The sequence below is a fragment of the Nonomuraea sp. NPDC050404 genome, assembly GCF_040655495.1.
Lineage (GTDB): Bacteria > Actinomycetota > Actinomycetes > Streptosporangiales > Streptosporangiaceae > Nonomuraea.
The window spans coordinates 71,319-88,894 of the sequence record NZ_JBFAKB010000045.1; the positions used below are offsets into that span (position 1 = coordinate 71,319).

17 protein-coding genes are annotated in these 17,576 nt (G+C 70.2%); 10 read left to right on the forward strand and 7 right to left on the reverse strand.

The window, feature by feature from the left end; translation table 11 throughout:
* Positions 1-41: 41 nt before the first annotated feature.
* Positions 42-1,445, reverse strand: a complete 1,404-nt coding sequence (locus AB0I81_RS59745; protein ID WP_360678551.1) for a cytosine permease — start codon at positions 1,443-1,445, stop codon at positions 42-44.
* Between the two features lie 110 nt (positions 1,446-1,555).
* On the opposite strand from AB0I81_RS59745, the gene AB0I81_RS59750 reads away from it, so the two are divergent.
* Entirely contained in the window at positions 1,556-2,014 is a 459-nt protein-coding gene (locus tag AB0I81_RS59750) for an NUDIX domain-containing protein (RefSeq protein WP_360678553.1), read from the forward strand.
* Positions 2,015-2,019: 5 nt separating this feature from the next.
* Here the strand turns inward: AB0I81_RS59750 and AB0I81_RS59755 are convergent, their stop codons facing one another.
* Together AB0I81_RS59755 and AB0I81_RS59760 are read right to left on the reverse strand one after the other, a co-directional pair.
* Positions 2,020-2,727 carry a histidine phosphatase family protein gene (locus AB0I81_RS59755; protein ID WP_360678555.1) on the reverse strand — a complete coding sequence of 236 codons (708 nt, stop codon included), beginning with the start codon at positions 2,725-2,727 and terminating at the stop codon, positions 2,020-2,022.
* A gap of 60 nt (positions 2,728-2,787) precedes the next feature.
* The gene (locus AB0I81_RS59760; protein WP_360678557.1) at positions 2,788-3,720 is read right to left on the reverse strand and encodes a helix-turn-helix domain-containing protein; all 933 of its coding nucleotides are present in this window, start codon (positions 3,718-3,720) and stop codon (positions 2,788-2,790) included.
* 178 nt (positions 3,721-3,898) lie between these two features.
* On the opposite strand from AB0I81_RS59760, the gene AB0I81_RS59765 reads away from it, so the two are divergent.
* Positions 3,899-7,429 (forward strand): S8 family serine peptidase, encoded by a 3,531-nt coding sequence (locus tag AB0I81_RS59765; RefSeq protein ID WP_360678559.1) that lies wholly within the window; start codon positions 3,899-3,901, stop codon positions 7,427-7,429.
* Between the two features lie 110 nt (positions 7,430-7,539).
* Here AB0I81_RS59765 and AB0I81_RS59770 read toward each other — a convergent pair whose 3' ends face one another.
* Positions 7,540-8,154 (reverse strand): TetR/AcrR family transcriptional regulator, encoded by a 615-nt coding sequence (locus tag AB0I81_RS59770; protein ID WP_360678561.1) that lies wholly within the window; start codon positions 8,152-8,154, stop codon positions 7,540-7,542.
* A gap of 45 nt (positions 8,155-8,199) precedes the next feature.
* Between AB0I81_RS59770 and AB0I81_RS59775 the strand changes: the two genes are divergently transcribed.
* From AB0I81_RS59775 to AB0I81_RS59785, 3 genes are read left to right on the forward strand one after another with little or no spacing between them, the layout of a single operon-like run.
* Positions 8,200-9,087 carry a CPBP family intramembrane glutamic endopeptidase gene (locus tag AB0I81_RS59775; RefSeq protein WP_360678562.1) on the forward strand — a complete coding sequence of 296 codons (888 nt, stop codon included), beginning with the start codon at positions 8,200-8,202 and terminating at the stop codon, positions 9,085-9,087.
* Between the two features lie 45 nt (positions 9,088-9,132).
* Positions 9,133-9,480 (forward strand): metalloregulator ArsR/SmtB family transcription factor, encoded by a 348-nt coding sequence (locus AB0I81_RS59780; RefSeq protein ID WP_360678564.1) that lies wholly within the window; start codon positions 9,133-9,135, stop codon positions 9,478-9,480.
* 20 nt (positions 9,481-9,500) lie between these two features.
* Positions 9,501-10,442, forward strand: a complete 942-nt coding sequence (locus tag AB0I81_RS59785) for a bile acid:sodium symporter (protein WP_360678566.1) — start codon at positions 9,501-9,503, stop codon at positions 10,440-10,442.
* A gap of 177 nt (positions 10,443-10,619) precedes the next feature.
* Here the strand turns inward: AB0I81_RS59785 and AB0I81_RS59790 are convergent, their stop codons facing one another.
* Positions 10,620-10,970 (reverse strand): helix-turn-helix transcriptional regulator, encoded by a 351-nt coding sequence (locus tag AB0I81_RS59790; protein WP_360678568.1) that lies wholly within the window; start codon positions 10,968-10,970, stop codon positions 10,620-10,622.
* A 225-nt stretch (positions 10,971-11,195) separates the two neighbouring features.
* Here AB0I81_RS59790 and AB0I81_RS59795 point away from each other — a divergent pair, with 225 nt between their 5' ends.
* From AB0I81_RS59795 to AB0I81_RS59810, 4 genes are read left to right on the forward strand one after another with little or no spacing between them, the layout of a single operon-like run.
* The gene (locus AB0I81_RS59795) at positions 11,196-12,422 is read left to right on the forward strand and encodes a sugar ABC transporter substrate-binding protein (RefSeq protein ID WP_360678570.1); all 1,227 of its coding nucleotides are present in this window, start codon (positions 11,196-11,198) and stop codon (positions 12,420-12,422) included.
* Positions 12,423-12,446: 24 nt separating this feature from the next.
* Positions 12,447-13,340, forward strand: coding sequence for a sugar ABC transporter permease (locus tag AB0I81_RS59800; protein WP_360678572.1), 894 nt, complete (start codon positions 12,447-12,449; stop codon positions 13,338-13,340).
* The gene (locus tag AB0I81_RS59805; protein ID WP_360678574.1) at positions 13,330-14,163 is read left to right on the forward strand and encodes a carbohydrate ABC transporter permease; all 834 of its coding nucleotides are present in this window, start codon (positions 13,330-13,332) and stop codon (positions 14,161-14,163) included. Before AB0I81_RS59800 ends, AB0I81_RS59805 begins: the two co-directional genes overlap by 11 nt.
* Before the next feature lie 29 nt (positions 14,164-14,192).
* Positions 14,193-15,533 (forward strand): alpha-L-fucosidase, encoded by a 1,341-nt coding sequence (locus AB0I81_RS59810; protein WP_360678576.1) that lies wholly within the window; start codon positions 14,193-14,195, stop codon positions 15,531-15,533.
* A gap of 39 nt (positions 15,534-15,572) precedes the next feature.
* On the opposite strand, the gene AB0I81_RS59815 is transcribed toward AB0I81_RS59810, so the two are convergent.
* The gene (locus AB0I81_RS59815; protein WP_360678578.1) at positions 15,573-15,833 is read right to left on the reverse strand and encodes a hypothetical protein; all 261 of its coding nucleotides are present in this window, start codon (positions 15,831-15,833) and stop codon (positions 15,573-15,575) included.
* Entirely contained in the window at positions 15,830-16,636 is an 807-nt protein-coding gene (locus AB0I81_RS59820; protein WP_360678580.1) for a phytanoyl-CoA dioxygenase family protein, read from the reverse strand. The genes AB0I81_RS59815 and AB0I81_RS59820 overlap by 4 nt, the downstream gene beginning before the upstream one ends.
* Before the next feature lie 106 nt (positions 16,637-16,742).
* Between AB0I81_RS59820 and AB0I81_RS59825 the strand changes: the two genes are divergently transcribed.
* Positions 16,743-17,486 carry a helix-turn-helix transcriptional regulator gene (locus AB0I81_RS59825; RefSeq protein WP_360678586.1) on the forward strand — a complete coding sequence of 248 codons (744 nt, stop codon included), beginning with the start codon at positions 16,743-16,745 and terminating at the stop codon, positions 17,484-17,486.
* Positions 17,487-17,576 lie beyond the last annotated feature (90 nt).

Genomic DNA, 17,576 nt, shown 5'->3' on the forward strand with positions numbered 1-17,576 from the left:
GGGATGTCCCCCCGCCGGGCGTGGCCGGCGGGGGGACGCCCTCACGGGTGGATCATTTCGGCGGGCGGGCGCGAGGTGCGCCTGGCCCACGGGTAATAGAGCGCGGCCGTCGCCGCCAGGCCGACGATCCAGGAGATGTCCGCGCCGCCGAGCAACTCGGTGATCGGCCCGGTGTAGAGCTTCTGTGCCAGGAACGGGATCTGGATCGCCACGCCGAAGGCGTAGCTGACCAGCGCGGGCGTGTTCCAGCGGCCGTAGCGTCCCGCCGGGTCGTACAGGGCGGGGATGTCCACCCGCTCCTTGGAGACCAGGTAGTAGTCGGTGAGGTTGATCGCGCTCCACGGCGTGAACACCATGAGCAGCACGAGCACGAAGTTCTTGAAGTTGTTCAGGAAGTCCGCGCTCGCCATGATCGCCACCGCGACCGACACGGCGGTGAAACCGACGATGTAGAGGGCGCGGACCGCCGGTGAGACGCGCGAGCGGCCGTTGAACGCCGTCACGGTCGTCAGCAGGCACATGAAGCCGCCGTAGGCGTTGAGGGTGTTGACGGTCAGCTTGCCGACCACGATCACGATGTAGATCAGCAGGGCGACGGCGGCCGGCCCGGCCAGCTCACCGACGAACCCGACCTGGTCGCCGACGAACGCGTCGCCGGAGACGGCCGCGATCAGCACGCCCAGCGTCATCGCCCACTGCGAGCCGATCACGCTGCCCGCGAACGTGCCCCAGAACGTGGCGCGCTCGCTGGTGCGGCGCGGCAGGTAGCGGGAGTAGTCCGCGACGTACGGGCCGAAGGTGAGCTGCCAGGCCGCGCCGAGCCCCACGGCCAGCAGGAACGTCGGGGCCTCGAACGGCTTGACGCCGATGACCGAGCCCACGTCGTACGTGGTGAACACGGCGATCAGCAGATAGCCCAGCCCCAGGACGCCCACCACGGTCGCGATCCGGCCCACGGCGTGGATCAGCCGGTAGCCGGTCACCGCGACCATCACCGTCAGCGCGCCGAAGAGCAGGATGCCGGCGGTCGGGGGCACGCCCAGGATCCGGCCGAGCGCCTGACCGGCAAGGACGCTGCCGGTCGCGGCGAAGCCCAGGTACATCAGCACGACCAGGACGAGCGGCACGACCGCGCCGTACACGCCGAACTGCGCCCGGCTGGAGATCATCTGGGGCAGGCCGAGGCGCGGCCCCTGCGCGGAGTGCAGCGCCATCACGACGCCGCCCAGGACGTTTCCGATCAGCAGGGCGATGATCGCCCAGAGGGCGTCGGCGCCGAAGACGACGGCGAGAGCGCCGTCCACGATCGCGGTGATCTGCATGTTCGCGCCGAACCAGAGGGTGAACTGGCTGCGCGGCGTGCCGTGCCGCTCGGCGTCGGGGATCACGTCGATCGTCCGGCGCTCCACGGCGGGTGCCGCGCCCGGGGATCGCTCTGAACTCATGGCGGCGCGCCTCTCAGGTGTCACGGGGGGTGAGGGGGGTTGGTGGGGCAGTAAGGTCCTGTATGTACACCTCCCCCGGCGGAGGTTGCGCCGAACACGGAGGGCACCAGGTGAAGAGGTTGATCGCCCGGATCTGGCGCGGCATCCGGGGGTCGGTGCAGTGGCGGCTGCTCTACCTGTCGCAGGCCAAGTTCATGGTCGGGGTGACCGGCGTGGTACGCGACCGGGACGGGAACGTGCTGCTGCTGCGCCACCGGTTCTGGCCCGAGGGCCGGCAGTGGGGCCTGCCGACCGGCGGCGCGAAGCGGGGCGAGACCTTCGAGCAGACCGTCGTGCGCGAGGTGAGGGAGGAGACCGGGCTTGAGGTGCGGGTGGGGAGGATGGTGCACCTCAGGAGCGGCTTCCGGCTCAGGATCGAGGTCGCCTACGCCGCCGAGTACGCCGGCGGCGGCACGATGCGGCTCAACGACATGGAGATCCTCGAAGCCCGCTGGTGCGCCCCTGACGACCTGCCCAAGGACCTGCTGGAGCCGCACCGGCTGCTGATCGAGTCCTCCCGGGAGAGGTAAAAGGCTCAGGTGGGCAGGGCGGCGGTGGTGGTGAAGGCGCCGGTCAGGTGCGCGGTGTCGTTGAAACGACGCAGCACCCACCGGGTGCCGGTCAGCACCAGGTGCGACACCGAGGCGTTGTCCGCCCCGAGGAACGCGAACGGCCGCGACCCGGTGGCCGCCGCCAGCGCCTCGGCGATCACGCCGCCATGGGTCACGACGACGACCCGCTGGTCGGGGTGGGCGGCGGCCAGCTTCTCCAGCGCCCCGCGTACCCGCTCGGAGAAGGCCGCGGCGGGCTCCGCGCCCGGGATCACGTCCCAGCGCTCCTCCTCCGACAACTGCCGCGCGACGGGATGGCCCTCGGCGACCATGCGCCGGAACAGGCCGCCCTCCCACTCGCCGAGGTGCACCTCGCGCAGCGCGGGCTCCACGACGGGCGTCAGGCCGAGCCGGGCGGCGAGCGGCGCGGCGGTCTGCGAGGTGCGCCGCAACGTGCTCACGTAGATCGCGTCGATCGGCTCGGCGCCGAGTCGCAGGGCCACCCGCCCGGCCTGCTCGCGGCCCTCGGGCGCGAGGGCGGGATCCCCCTGGCCGTCCACCAGGGGGAAGGGCCGGCCGGTACGGGCGGGCTCGGACTCGCCGTGCCTGACCAGCAGGATCTCGGCCGCCCCCGGCGGCGTACGGAACCGGCCCTGCCGGTATTCACCCGGTTTCTCACTCTCATGTTCCACAATCACCGGACATTACTCGAAGAAGCCGCGCGGCGGTCAGAGCATCACAGCGTGACAGCGTCAGAGCCAGTCGTGCTTGGCCGCGTGCCAGATGAGCTGGAGCCTGGTCTCCACCCCGGCCAGCCGGATGAGCTGGCTGACCCGCCGCTGCACGGTCCTGTGACTGAGGCCGAACTGCTTGCTGATCGCGAGGTCGGTGTACCCGGCGATGATCAGGGACAACAACCGCTGATCCTGCGGGCTGAGCGTGTCCGAGGTCGCGGGGAACGGCACCGCGCCTGCCCACACGGTCTCGAACACCCAGGTCAGTACGTCCAGCAGGGCACCCGAGGTGACCAGCAGCGCGGCCGGTTCCGCGCTGGCCGACATCGACGGGATGAACGCCGCCCGCTCGTCCAGGATCACCAGCTTGGTCGGCACGTCAGTGGCGATCCGCATCAACTCGCCGTTGGCCAGCGACCAGCCCAGCTCGTACGGATCCCCGGGCTCGTCGATCATGGCGCGCTCGTACACCGTCCTGAACACGACACCGGAGGCCATGGCCGCCTTCTGGGCCTGGTTCTCGCCCGAGACCAGGAGCGGCTGCTTGACCAGGGTCCTGACCTCCCGCTGCGCCGTACGCTGCAGGTGATGCCAGCGCGCCCGCACCTCGGCGGCGCCGATCACGACCTCCACCGCCTCCCGGGTGTCACGCAGGGCGGAACGCTCGCGGTACTCCTCCATGAGGGCGGCGATGAACGTCTGCATACGCTGCACCTCGCCGTGCCGGCGCAGCAGCCCCGGCCCGAAGGCCACGTCCGGCTGCACGGCCAGCAGCCGGTCGCCCGCCTGCCGGACGAATCCCTCCTTTACCAGGCGCTCGATGGCCGCGGAAATTTCCGCGGCCGGGCGCTCCAGCCGCTCCGCGAGCTCCCTCTCATCCCTCGCGGGCAGGCGGAGAAGGGATAAGTAGGCGTTCTCCTCCAGGTCGTCAAGGCCATGGGTGCCTAACAAACGATCCCTCCCTTCGAGCCGGATCCTCGCCTATACACATTTTCGACGTATTGCAGTCATGTCGCCGATACGTCACGAGCATTCCGTTGATCCGCAAACTCACTTGGCTGACTATCGCTGTCAGATGATCTCTTACCCACGTGGTCATCGAGTCCCCTCGCACACCCGAAGGAGCATCGTGGATCGAAGCACCAGGCGATGGCGCACGGCCGTCGCCGGAATCCTCGCGGCCGTGGCGTTACCCCTGGCCGGGGGACCGGCGCTGGCGAACGACGAGCCGCCCGAGGCCGTACAGCAGAAGACGGAGGCCGAGGTACTCCAGCAGCTCGCCAAGGACGACAAGGCCGTCTACTGGGTCAGGATGAAGGACCAGGCCAACCTCATCACCGCCCGGCAGGCCGGCGACAAGGCCGCCAAGGGCAGGGCGGTCTACGAGGCCAAGACGGAGACGGCCGAGTCCTCGCAGAAGAACCTGATCTCGCTGCTCGACCTGGCACAGGTCGAGTACGAGTCGTTCTGGATCGTCAACATGGTCAAGGTCATCGGCGACACCGCGACGCTGGAGCGGATCGCCGAACTGCCCGAGGTCGCCGCCATCGAGGCCGACGACAAGATCGCGCTGGAGGACCCCGAGCCGGGCAAGGACGAGCCCTCGGTCAACGCCATCGAGTGGAACATCAGCGCCGTCAACGCCCCCAAGGTCTGGGAGGAGCTGGACGTCAGGGGCGAGGGCATCGTGGTCGCCAACCTCGACACCGGCGTCGACTACACCCACCCGGCGGTCAAGAACAACTACCGGGGCCTGAACGCGGACGGCAGCTACAGCCACGCGTACAACTTCTTCGACCCCAGCGGCACGTGCACCGGCGGCGTCCCGTGTGACAACAACAGCCACGGCACCCACACCATGGGCACCATGGTCGGCGTGGACGGCGACAACGTGATCGGCGTGGCGCCCGGCGCCAAGTGGATCGCGACCAAGGGCTGCGCCGGCCAGTCCTGCGCCCGCGACCACCTGCTGGCCGCCGGCCAGTGGATCGCCGCGCCCACGGACGCGAACGGCCAGAACCCCCGCCCCGACCTGGCCCCCGACGTGGTCAACAACTCGTGGGGCGCCAACGTCGTCGACCTGTGGTACACCCAGATCGTCGACTCGTGGGTCGCCGCCGGGATCTTCCCCTCCTTCTCCATCGGCAACGCGGGGCCCTCCTGCGGCACCGCGGGCAGCCCCGGCGTCTACCAGCAGAGTTACGCCACGGGCGGCTTTGACAGCGCTGGCAACCTGTACAACAACTCCTCGCGCGGCCCCGGCATCGACGGCGACATCAAGCCCGACGTGTCCGCCCCCGCCGTGAACGTGCGCTCGGCCATCCCCGGCGGCGGCTACGGCAACAAGACCGGCACCTCCATGGCGGCGCCGCACACCAGCGCCACGGTGGCGCTGATGTGGTCGTACTCGCCCGCGCTGCGCGGCAACCTGGCCGAGACCAGGGCGCTGCTCGACCAGACCGCCATCGACACCGACAACGTGGCCTGCGGTGGCACGGCGACCGACAACAACATCTGGGGCCAGGGCAAGCTCGACGCCTACGCGGCCGTCTCCCAGGCTCCGCACGGCCCGACCGGCATCCTGGCCGGCACCGTCACCTCGGGCGGCGAGCCCCTGGCCGGCGCCACGCTGAGCATCGACGGGCCGATCAAGCGCACCGCGGTGACCGGCGCCGACGGCACGTACCAGGCCAAGAACCTGTCCGTGGGCGACTACACGATCAAGATCAGCAAGTTCGGGTACGTGGACGCGACGACGACCGCGACCATCCTCGAAGACCAGACGATCACCAAGGACGCGGCGCTGACGGCCGCCCCCTCGGCCAAGGTGAGCGGCACGGTCAGGAGCCGGGCCGGGCTCGCGGCCGCCGCCACCGTCACGGTGACGGGCACCCCGGTCACCGCGACCACCGACGACCAGGGCAAGTACAGCCTGACGCTGCCGCAGGGCAACTACAGCGTGCAGTTCGGCTCGCCGGACGAGTGCGCCGCCGAAGCGGTCAAGAAGATCGAGCTCACCGCCGACCTCACCGTGGACGTCGACCTGCCCGACCGCCTCGACTCCTACGGCTACTCCTGCACCGCCGGGGACAAGCCCTGGGTCGAGGGCACCGACCCGGTGGCGCTGACCGGTGACAGCACCACCGCCACCTTCACCCTGCCGTTCACCTTCAACCTGTACGGCAACTCCTACACCTCCGGGCGGATCGGCATCAACGGCGGCATCGTGTTCAACGGCACCTCGCTGAGCAACTCCAACGTCGCCATCCCCGCCACCGCCACGCCGAACGCCGCGCTCTACGCGCTCTGGGACGACCTGTACGTGGACGCGGACGCCTCCGTCCGCACCGGCGTCACCGGCACCGCCCCGCACAGGACGTTCGTGGTGGAGTACCGCAACGTCGCCTTCTACACCCCGCGCACGGCCCGCCTGTCCTTCGAGGTGCTGCTGGGCGAGGACGGCTCGGTCGGCTACCGCTACAAGGACATCGACCCGGACGTCAGCAAGGAGACCGGCGCCGAGGCCACCATCGGCCTGGAGAACCACAACGGCACGGTCGCCTTCCAGTACTCGCTGAACAAGCCCGTCCTGTCCAGCGGGCTGAGCATCGACTTCAAGCCCACCGCGACCGGCATCCTGTACGGCGCGGTCACCGACGCCAACGACGGCAAGGCCGTAGCGGGCGCCACGGTGACGGTGAAGTCGGGCGAGACCGTGGTCGGCACCGCGACGACCCTCGCCGACGGCACCTACTCCGGCCAGTACCCGGCCGGGGCGTACCAGGTCGAGGTGGCGGCGCCGTTCTACGAGACCGCGACCAAGACGGTGACCGTGACGGGCGCCGGGGTGAGCGAGGTCTCGGCCGCGCTGCGCACCGGCGCGGTCGCGGCCTCGGCCGGCAGCCTCGAAGCGGTGGTCCCGGTCGCGCAGACCAGGACCAGGACGCTGGAGCTCAGCAACCCCGGCCTGGGCACCGACTTCAGCGTCTCGGGCGCCACCCCGTGGCTGACCGTCACCCCGGCCACCGGGAACCTGGCCACCGGCGCCACGACCAAGCTGACCCTCGGCATCGACACCTCCGCCGCCGCGCGCGGCTCGGTCCTGGAGACGACCCTGGTCGTCGACTCGGCGAGCGGCCGGCAGCCGAAGATCAGCATCCCGGTCAAGGTCGTCGTCCCGGCCTACCAGGCGGCCATCGACGCGGCCGCGTACACCTCCAGCGTGGACTCGGCGGGTGACACCTGGTACGCCGACCGCGCCTACTCCACCACCACCGGCACCGGCTACCTCGGCCGCGCCTCCACCAAGTCCACCGGCCGCACCATCGCCGGCACCGACAACCAGGCGGTGTACCGCAACAACCGGCAGGGCATGTACGAGTACCGCTTCGACAACGTGCCGAACGGCACCTACACCGTCGAGCTGGGCTTCGCCGAGGTCGAGTCGATCAAGGCGAACAAGCGCATCCAGGACGTCCTGGTCGAGGACGTCGAGGTGCTGCCCAACCTGGACGTCGCGCTGAAGGTGGGCACGTACGCCGCCCACTCGCGTACCTTCACCACCGAGGTGACCGACGGCCAGCTCAACGTCCGCTTCGTCGCCAGCGCGGGCAAGACGCTGATCAACGGCATCAGGGTCACCGAACGCCCCGACAAGTAAAGACTATTGAGGGCGGTGCTCAGCGCTCGGTGCTGAGCACCGCCCTCACTCATCGCGCTGGGTGCTGAGCACCGCCCTCACTCACCGCACTCGGGGCCGATGCACCGCCCTCACTCATCCGTCAGGAGGCGCAACTCCTCCCGGACGAACGCGCGAATCGTCTCGGGCGTGAACTGGCCGGGAAAGCTCGCCGTCTGCAACGTCAGGCCGTCCATGAACACGTGCAGCCGCTCGGCCTGGCGCTCCAGCCCGGCGTCGGCCAGCAGCCGCCCCACCCCTCCGGGCGCCGGGACCCCGTGGCAGGAGGCGACCGCCAGGCGGCAGACGAAGCGCTCACCCGCCCAGGCCGCCTCGCGCAGCTCCGCCAGCGACTCATCGACGTGCGAGCGCACCAGGCAGGCCAGCCACACCTCCACCTCCACCCGGCGGTTGCCGTCCAGCGGCAGCATCTCTTCGAGCAGGCGCTGGGCACGCTCCCTGCCCGGCAGGTCCGCCTCCAGATGGGCGGCGACCCGCGCGGCGACGCTCCTGCCGATCGCGTGGGCGGCGAAGATGAGCAGGCCCTGCTGGTTGTCGAAGTAGTGCCGCAGCCCGCCGACCGAGACGCCTGCCGCCTGGGCGACCCTGCGCACCGTGGCGCCCTCGATGCCCTCCCGGCTGATGACCTCCCAGACGGCGCGGACGAGCTCGTCGCGGCGTTGCTGGTGGTCGACGACTTTCGGCACCCCGCCATTACAGCACAGCTGTACGGTTTCCTATACAGTACAGCCGTGATAAATAAACCGGGCCGGGCAGTGCTGATCGCCGGTCTCGCCGTGATCGCCGGGTCGGCGCTGTGGCTGGCACTCAACGCCGCCGGAGAGATCCGCTACACCGCCGACCACTCCGGCACCAGGCCCATGTGGCACATCTGGATCCCGATTCTGGCCGGGCTGGCACTCGCGCGGCTCACACCGGCACCGCCACCTCCCGCCGCCGGGCTCCCGGTGAAACGGGGACTACGCCTGCAGGCGGGTGTCCTGCTGGCGGCGGCCGTACTGTTCGCCGTGGCCCTGCGGTTGGTGACAGCCGGCGGCCACAATCCGGAACCGGCCCACACGCTGCTGAAACTCCTCCTCCTGGTGGCCCTGCCCCTGCTGCTGTTCCGGCTGTCGCGCGCGGACTCCGCCGATCGCAAGCCCGTGGTGGTACGTGACCGCGCACCGGCCCTGCTCCGCTTGGCGCCGGTCCTCCCGGTCGCCGCCTGGTTCGTCCTGGCCCACTTCGGCCCGTTCGCGCGCCCGTACGGCGACTGGACCGCCGGGCTCGACCTCGTCACGATCCTGATCACCATGATCACGGTGTTCGCCGTCAACGCCCTGCTCGAAGAGGTCTTCTACCGGCGCTGGCTCCAGACCCGGTGGGAACGCCTCATCGGCCCCTGGCCCGCCATCGTGCTGGCCGGCCTCGCCTTCGCGGCCTGGCACGTCGGCATCCAAGGCAGCGGCGGCGGCAGCGGCCCCGGCCACCTGGGCGCCGATCTCGCCTCCGCCTTCGTGAACCAGGGTGTGCTGGGCCTGTTCCTCGGCTACCTGTGGACCCGCTACCGGCTCATGTGGCCCATCCTCACCGTCCACGGCGCGATCAACGCCGCCCCCGCACTGCTCGCCCTGCTGTAGCTTTCGCCTATGATTTAGACGAATATCGAACCAGGAGGTGCCCTCATGACCGCCACGCCAGGGCCATGCTGCGCGCCGATCGCCCGCGAACCGCTCTCCGAGAGCGACGCCGCCGACCTCGCCACGCTGCTGAAGGCCGTCGCCGACCCCGTACGGCTGCGGCTGCTGTCGATGATCGGCTCCCACCCCGGCGGCGAGGCGTGCGTGTGCGACCTGACCGACGCCTTCGACCTCACCGCCCCCACCATCTCCCACCACCTCAAGGTTCTGCGCACCGCCGGGCTGATCGGCGGCGAGCGGCGCGGCACCTGGGTTTATTACTGGATCGTCCCGCAGCAGGTGGCCAGGCTCGGCGCGTTGTTCACCCCGCTGGCCCAGCCCGCGACCGTATGACACCAGATGCGGTGGCGAGCATGGAACGCCACCAGGTGCCCATCTATGTGGCGGCCCTGGCGGCCGGGGGCCTGCTCGGCTGGGCCGCGCCCGGTGCGGGAACCGCGCTGGAGCACGCCATCAACCCGGTGCTGGCGGCCCTCCTGTACGTGACGTTCCTCCAGGTGCCGGCCGCCGAACTGGTCCGGTCGCTGCGGGCGGGACGCTTCCTGGCCGCCGCGCTGGTGGTCAACTTCGCGGTGGTGCCGCTGGTGGTGGCCGCGATGTTCGCCTTCCTGCCGGCGGACCAGGCGATCAGGCTGGGCGTGCTGCTGGTGCTGCTGACCCCGTGCGTCGACTACGTGATCGTCTTCAGCGGCCTGGCCGGCGGCAGCAGCAGGCGGCTGCTGGCGGCCACCCCGCTGCTGCTGCTCGCCCAGATGCTCCTGCTGCCCGGCTTCCTGTTCCTGTTCATGGGTTCGGGCCTGGCCGACGTCGTACGACCGGGCCCGTTCGCCGAGGCGTTCCTCGTCCTGATCGTCATCCCGCTGGCCCTGGCCTGGCTCACCCAGCTCTGGGCGGCGCGCCGGCCCGCGGGACGCGGAGCGGCCGGCGCGGCGGGGACCACGATGGTGCCGCTGATGGCCCTCACCCTTCTGACGGTGGTCGCCTCGCAGGTGCCCAAGCTGGGCGACGGCCTGGCGGGCGTGGCCCGCGTCGTACCGTTCTACGTGCTCTTCCTGGTGGTGATGGCCTTCGCCGGGCTGGCCGTCGCCCGCCTGTTCCGCCTCGGCGCGCCGGAGGGCCGCGCGGTCGTGTTCACCGGTGCGACCCGCAACTCCCTGGTCGTGCTCCCACTGGCCCTGGCCCTGCCCGACCCACTGGCCGTCGCCGCGCTGGTCGTCGTGACGCAGACGCTGGTCGAGGTGATCGGCATGGTGATCTACGTACGAGCGGTACCGCGCCTGCTCCCGGCCTCTTGACGGGCGCCGGCGGACGCCGAGTCGAGTGCGGTGATGCGAGGGGCGCGAGCCTTGGGTGAGTCCAGGCTGAAGCCAAGGCGGTGAACCAGCGGAGGTGGGCCGGTGACGCGGCGCCGGTCCAACGGAAGTAGCGGCGGACCGGCGCCGACCCGCTTACGGCCGCCGGACGTCAGCGGCTCACAACGGTCTCTTCCCTTCTGTCAGTACGCCGAGGCGCGCCGCCGCGTCCACCAGGACCGACAGCCGCCGGGCCTCGTCGGCGGCGACGGTGCGGCCCGCGGGCGTGATCCGGTAACTGCGGCGGCGTTCCGCGCGACGGTCCGCCCGCAGCTCCTCCGCCGCCACGCTCTCCGTCTCGATCTCCTCCACCAGGCCATCGACGCGCATGCGCCGCAGAGATCGGTACAGCGTCGCCACGCCGAGAGTGACGGCCCCGCCGGTCAGCTCCTCGACCTCGGCCATCAGGGCATAGCCGTGCCGCTCGCCGTTGTGCAGCGCGAGCAACAGCGCGAAGATCGCCGGAGTCATCGGACCAGTCACTCCCTTCTTCGGAGAAGTCTCCATGAAGGATGCTATCCAGGTCGAGAATAAGTTTCCCGAAGATCCCAGAGGCAATCTCTTCGTTTGCGGTGGTTGACGTTCTGCTGTCCCGGTCGTTACGGTCGCAACTTAATATGATTTTTATTACAACCGGAGTGCCGCCCAAGAGTAAAGAATCGATCGTCGCCGCCAAACATCCGATGAGGTGAAGCGATGCGACCTGGACGCAAACTGAGCGCGGCGGCCCTCGTGGCCCTGCTCGCCCTGTCGAGCGCCTGCGCCTCCGAGGACGGCGGGGTCACCGACACCGGCACCCTGCGCTGGGCCATGTGGTCCGGATCGAGCGCGGAGACCGAGACCTGGAAACGGATCGGCGCGCTGGCCGCCGACAGCGGCACCGCACTTGAGCTGCAGACCACGAGCTTCAACGACTACTGGACCAAGACCGCCGCCCAGGCCAGCACCGGGCAGACCGCCTGCCTCATCGGGGTGCAGTCGTTGCGGGTGCCGCTGATCTCGTCGCTGCTGCGCCCGCTGGACGCGGACCTGGCGCGGGCCGGCATCGACGCGGCCGACTTCGACCCGTCGATCTGGAAGAGCCTGCGGGTCGGCGGCGACCAGCTCGCCGTGCCGTACGACTACGGCCCGCAGGTCGTGCTCTACAACGCCACCCGCTTCCGCGAACTCGGCGTGCCGCTGCCCAAGCCCGGCTGGACCGTGGCCGACTTCGAGGCCGCGGCCAAGGCCCTGACCAGGGACGGGCGATGGGGCTTCGCCGCGAACCCGGTGATCGACGGGGTGATCCCCTGGTCGTTGTCGTTGCAGGGCGTCAACCCGATCGGCGAGGGCGGGAAGGTGGACCTCACCCAGCCCGGCTTCGTCGCCACGATGCGGTGGTACGTGGACCTGATCGGCAAGCAGCGCGTCGCGCCGCCCGTACAGGCGACGAGCGACATGACCCCCGGCATCAGCGGCCTCATCTCCGGCAGCGTCGCCATGACGGTGGACGGGCCGTGGCAACTGGTCAACGTGATGGACCAGGCCGACTTCGAGGTCGGCGTCGCGCCCCTGCCGGCGGGTAAGGCCGGCTCGCGCAGCCAGGTCGCGGGCTCCGGCTTCGGGATCTCGCGTACCTGCAAGGACCCGGAGGCGGCCCTGCGGGCGCTCGCCGCGATCACCGGGCCGCGGGCGGCCAAGATGATGGCCGAGAACGGGCGGGCCTACCCGGCCAGGACCGCGCAGCAGGACGCCTGGTTCAGCCCGGAGCTCACCGCGGCCAGGCCCGGCCTCCAGGCGGCCATCTCCGCGGCGGTCCCGGCCCGGTCCGCGGCCTCGTACTCGACCCTGGACCAGCTCTTCAGACAGTACGGCGTCCCGGTGATGAACGGTCAGGAGGACGTGTCCGGCTTCCTCGAGTCGGTGCAACAGCAGGTCAACTGACCCGATCGGAGCTTCGAGATGTCCATGACCACCATTCGGGTGCCCAAGCCGCGCGGCGACGGCCGGGCGGCGCTCGGCTTCCTCGCTCCGAGCACCGCCGGGTTCCTGCTCTTCACACTGATCCCGCTGGCCGGATCGGTGATCATCAGCATGTTCGCCTGGCCGGTGCTGGGCAACCGTGAGTTCGTCGGGCTGGAGAACTTCACCGACCTGGTGACGAGCCCGATCTTCGGCCGGGTCGTGCTGAACACGGTCGTGTTCGTGGTGCTCTACGTCCCGGCGAACCTCGTCGTGTCGCTGGGGCTGGCCGTGTGGATCTCCACCCGGATCCGCTGGCGCGGCCTGTACCGGCTGCTGTTCTTCCTGCCGGCCGTGACGCCGCTGATCTCGGTCGCGCTGGTCTGGCGGCTGCTGTTCCAGCCCGGCGGCCTGCTCGACGAGACCTTCCGCGGGCTGTTCGGCGTGGCGGCGCCGAACGTGCTCGGCGACACCCGCTGGGCGATGGCCGCACTGATCGTCATGTCGGTGTGGCAGGGCTTCGGCTACAACATGCTCGTCTTCTCCGCCGGGCTGAACGCCATCCCGGACAGCATCAAGGAAGCGGCCCACATCGACGGAGCCGGGCCGCTGCGCCGGTTCTGGAGCGTCACCCTGCCGATGTTGTCGCCGTCCATGTTCTTCGCGATGATCATGACGCTGATCACCGCGTTCCAGGTGTTCGTGCAGCCGTATGTGCTTACGGCAGGCGGGCCGGGGGCCGCCACGGAGACGCTGGTGCTGCATCTGTACCGGCGCGGGTTCGAGCAGTTCGACCTCGGTGTCGCGGCCGCGATCGGGTGGATCCTCTTCATGATCATTATGACGGTGACGGCCGTGCAGTTCGTCGGCCAGAAGCGGTGGGTGCACTATGACGGCTGAAAGGTCGCACCGGTCCTGGCGGATCGTGTCGCAGGTCCTGCTCACCATCGTCCTGGTGATGTTCCTGGTGCCGTTCGCCTGGATGATCGCCACCGCGCTCAAGCCCCCGGACGAGGTGTTCGGCTCCGCCTCGCCCATCGGCTCGGAGGTCCGCTGGTCGAACTTCGCCGAGGCCTGGAACTACCTGCCGTTCGCGAAGTTCCTGCTCAACACCTTCACCGTCGCGGTCATCGGCACCGTCATCGTCTGCCTGACCTCGCTCCTGGCCGCGTACGCCTTCGCCAGGCTGCGCTTCCGCGGCCGGGGCGCGCTGTTCCTGGTCTACCTGGCGACGCTGATGCTCCCGCAGGAGGTGACCGTCGTGCCGATGTTCATCCTCATGCAGCAACTCGGCTGGGTGGACAGCTACACCGCGCTCGTCCTGCCGTGGGCGTTCACCGCGTTCGGCACGTTCCTGCTGCGCCAGTTCATGTTGTCGGTCCCGCGCGAGCTGGAGGAGGCCGCCAGGATCGACGGGGCCGGCCGGGTACGAATCCTGTTCCAGGTGATCCTGCCGGTCGCCCGGCCGGCGGTCGCGGTGCTCGCCGTGTTCACGTTCATCACCTACTGGAACAGCTTCCTCTGGCCGCTGATCATCGTGAACGACCAGAACCTGGCCACCGTGCCGCTCGGGCTCAACCTGTTCCTGAGCCAGCAGGGCAACCAGTGGCACCTGCTGATGGCGGCCTCCGCGATCTCGATGGTGCCGACGGTCCTGCTCGTCATCCTGCTGCAACGCCATCTCGTACGCGGCATCGCACTCTCCGGCCTGGGCGGCCGGTGACCCCCGTACAGGAAAGGATGTTTTTTCGTATGTTGTCCGTTGACTGGACGGTGCTCCGGCGCCCCGTCCCTGACTGGTACCGCGACGCCAAGCTCGGCATCTTCGTGCACTGGGGCCCGTACTCGGTGCCTGCCTGGGCCGAGCCGACCGGAGAGCTCGGCGCGGTCGATGACGAGGTCTGGTTCCGGCACAACCCCTACGCGGAGTGGTACTGGAACACGATCCGGGTCGAGAACTCGCCGGCGCGCGAGCACCACAAGGAGGTCTGGGGCGACGCGCCGTACGACCATTTCCTGGACGTCTGGCGCACCGACGCGTTCGACCCGGCCGACTGGTGCGCGTTGTTCGCCCGCGCCGGCGCGCGTTACGTGGTGCCGACGTCCAAGCACCACGACGGGGTCGCGCTGTGGGACGCGCCGGGCACGGGGGACCGCAACACCGTGCGGCGCGGGCCCCGCAGGGACCTGATCGGCGAGATCGCCGGCGCGACCCGCGAGGCCGGCATGCGCTTCGGCGTGTACTACTCGGGCGGCCTGGACTGGAGCGTCTCCGACCTGCCGCCGCTGACCCGCCACGAGGAGACCCGGCGGTACCGGCCCAACGACGCCGCCTACGCGGCCTACGCCTACCTGCATGTCCGCGACCTCGTTGACCGGTTCCGGCCGGACGTGTTGTGGAACGACATCGAGTGGCCGGACGCCGGCAAGCACGGCGGCTCGCTGGGCCTGCTCGAACTGCTGCGGCACTACTACGACACCGTGCCGCACGGCGTGGTCAACGACCGCTGGGGCGAGACCCACCGCGACTACGAGACCAGCGAGTACCAGTTCCACCTGGACTCGGAGTCCGCGTCGGCCTGGGAGAACTGCCGCGGCATCGGGCTGTCCTTCGGCTACAACAGGGCCGAGGGGCCCGAGCACCTGCTGACCGGCCGCGCCCTGGTCCGGCACTTCGTGGACGTGGTGTCCCGGGGCGGGAACCTGCTGCTCAACGTGGGACCGAAGGCCGACGGCAGCATCCCGGCCGGGCAGCGCCGCACGCTGGAGCACCTGGGGGACTGGATGGCCGTCAACGGTCGCGCCATCCACGACACCCGCCCGCTCAGCGCGTCGGTGGCGCAGCCCGCACAGGACCCCTACGTGCGCTGGACCCGTTCAGGCGACACGGCCTGGGCCCTGGCACCGGCGGGCGGAACGGTCCTGCTGAGCTGCGACCCGGCCAGGCTGGACGCGGCGGCGGCCGCGCTGCCCGACGGCCGGGCGGTCGCCGCCCGCGAGGTCGCGGGCGGGATCGAGGCCGACCTGCCCGGCGCGCCGGCGACCGGCCCCGACGCGCCGGATCTCCTCGCTGTCGGGTTCCCGATCCTGTAGCACGGTGCCCCCGCCTCACAAAGGCGGGGGCACCGAAGGTCAGGACAGCTTCTCGAAGAAGAACTCGTGCTTGAGGAACGAGGTGTCGTACTCGTGCCCCGGATAGGGCGGGATCAGCTGCGACGCCTGGAACAGCCGCCACCCGTCCCGCAACGCGTCCACCCCGGTCTCGTACGGCGGCTCGTCCCCGTCGCCCGCCGTCGGCCGGGTGGCCCCGGTCCCGTCATAGCGCGACCAGCCCACCACCGGCGCGTCCAGGGCGGAGGTGGCCAGGTAGAGAACGAGCACCTGCTGCTTCATGCGGCCCTCCCGGGGCGGTTGGTCACACGGGTGGCCCAGTAGTCGATGTCGAAAGAGGAGTCGGCGGTCATCGCCCGCCACATCAGCGCCCGGTTGTGGATCTCCAGACGGCCGGTCGCGTTCTCGTACCAGGGGAAACGCCTGCCCAGCTCCTCCAGGACGGCGGGCGAGCCGAGGTCGGAGGTGTCCCACAGGCGCACCTGCGGAACCGTGGGGTTGAAGCGAATCTTGAACATGTAGCGCCGCACGTCGCTGTCGTTGCGCCGGCCGCCGTGCCAGATACCGTGGTGCAGCAGCATCACCGTCCCGGCCGGGCAGGTCAGACGGGTCTGGCCGCGCAGGTTCTGGTAGCGGCCGGTGTCGCTCTCGTTGACGCGGCGCAGGTGGCTGCCGGGCACCACCAGGGTGCCGCCCATGTCCGCGGTCACCTCGTGCGGGTAGTACATCAGCTGCACGTCGAAGGCGTCGGTACGGGTGTCGATGATGGCGTCGGCGTGCAGCGGCTGGGCGTGGCCGTTGTGCGGTTCGCGGATGTGCACGGCGTGGTGGTCGATGGTGGGGTCCGGCCCGACGAGGGAGTGCAGGGCTCCGGCGACCTCGGGCAACTCGATCAGGCGGCGGGCGAACGTCCCTTCGGGGAACGCCTTGGCGACCGGCGTCCCGTAGGGCGAGCGCGGGATCCCCGCCTCCAGCACGTCGATCGCCTGCTCATTGAGCTCGTCCGGGACGATTCCGTCGAGCCGCAGGTACCCGGCCGCCACGAAGCCGGCCACCTGCGCCGAGGAAAGCAGAGTGGTTTCCATGCCTCAAAGCTAGATTCGCGCATCGGCCGTGTCGTGGGTTGCGTTCCCCCACTACTGGTCCATTTTCCCCCGCTGGTGTAGACAGGCGGATGTGCGTCACGTGACCATGGCACTGTCCGAGCCGCCCGCCGTGGCCTCGGCGGGCGCGGGCGTGCACGGCGTGCGCCGCCTGCACGACGTGTTCCGCCTGCCCGACCTGTGGCAGCTCCACCTGTACGACTACACCGCCGGACTCGTCGTCGGCGGCACCCCGCACACGATCAATCCCGGGCACGTGAGCCTGATCCCGCCGGACACCGAGGTGCACTTCCACTACCAGGGCAGGTCGGAGCACCTGTACGCGCACTTCCGCCTGCCCGGCGGCGACGACCCGCACACCGTGCCGGTCATCAGGGACGCCCGCGACCAGGCCCCCGGCCTCGGCGCCGCGCTGCGCCAGGCCATCGCCGCCGTGCCGCACACCCCGGCCAGGGCGTCGGCCGAGGTGTGGTCCGTGCTCTGGCGGGTCGCCGGCCTGACCGAGGCGGGCAGCCCGCACGCCGTGGTGGCCGCCGCGATCGCCTACATCGAGGCCGACCTCGCCGCGCCGCTCACCGTGCCGGCCATCGCCAGGGCCGCCGGGGTGTCGCACAACCACCTCACCCGGCTGTTCCGCGCCCACACCGGCGGCACCGTCGTCGCCTACATCCGCCGCCGCAGGATGTCCCGCGCGCTGCACCTGCTGCGCGAATCGACGCAGGCCATCCCGGCCATCGCCGCCGTCGTGGGCATCCCCGACCTGCAGGTGTTCAACAAGGTGTGCCGCCGCGAACTGGGCGCCTCACCCCGGGCTCTGCGCGCGCGCCGCTAGCCCCGTTTTCCGCACGTGGAGTTAAGTGAAGATCGTTGAGTTTGCCGTGGTGATCGTCGCGCGGTATGACCTGGGCTCGTGAGACAGCGT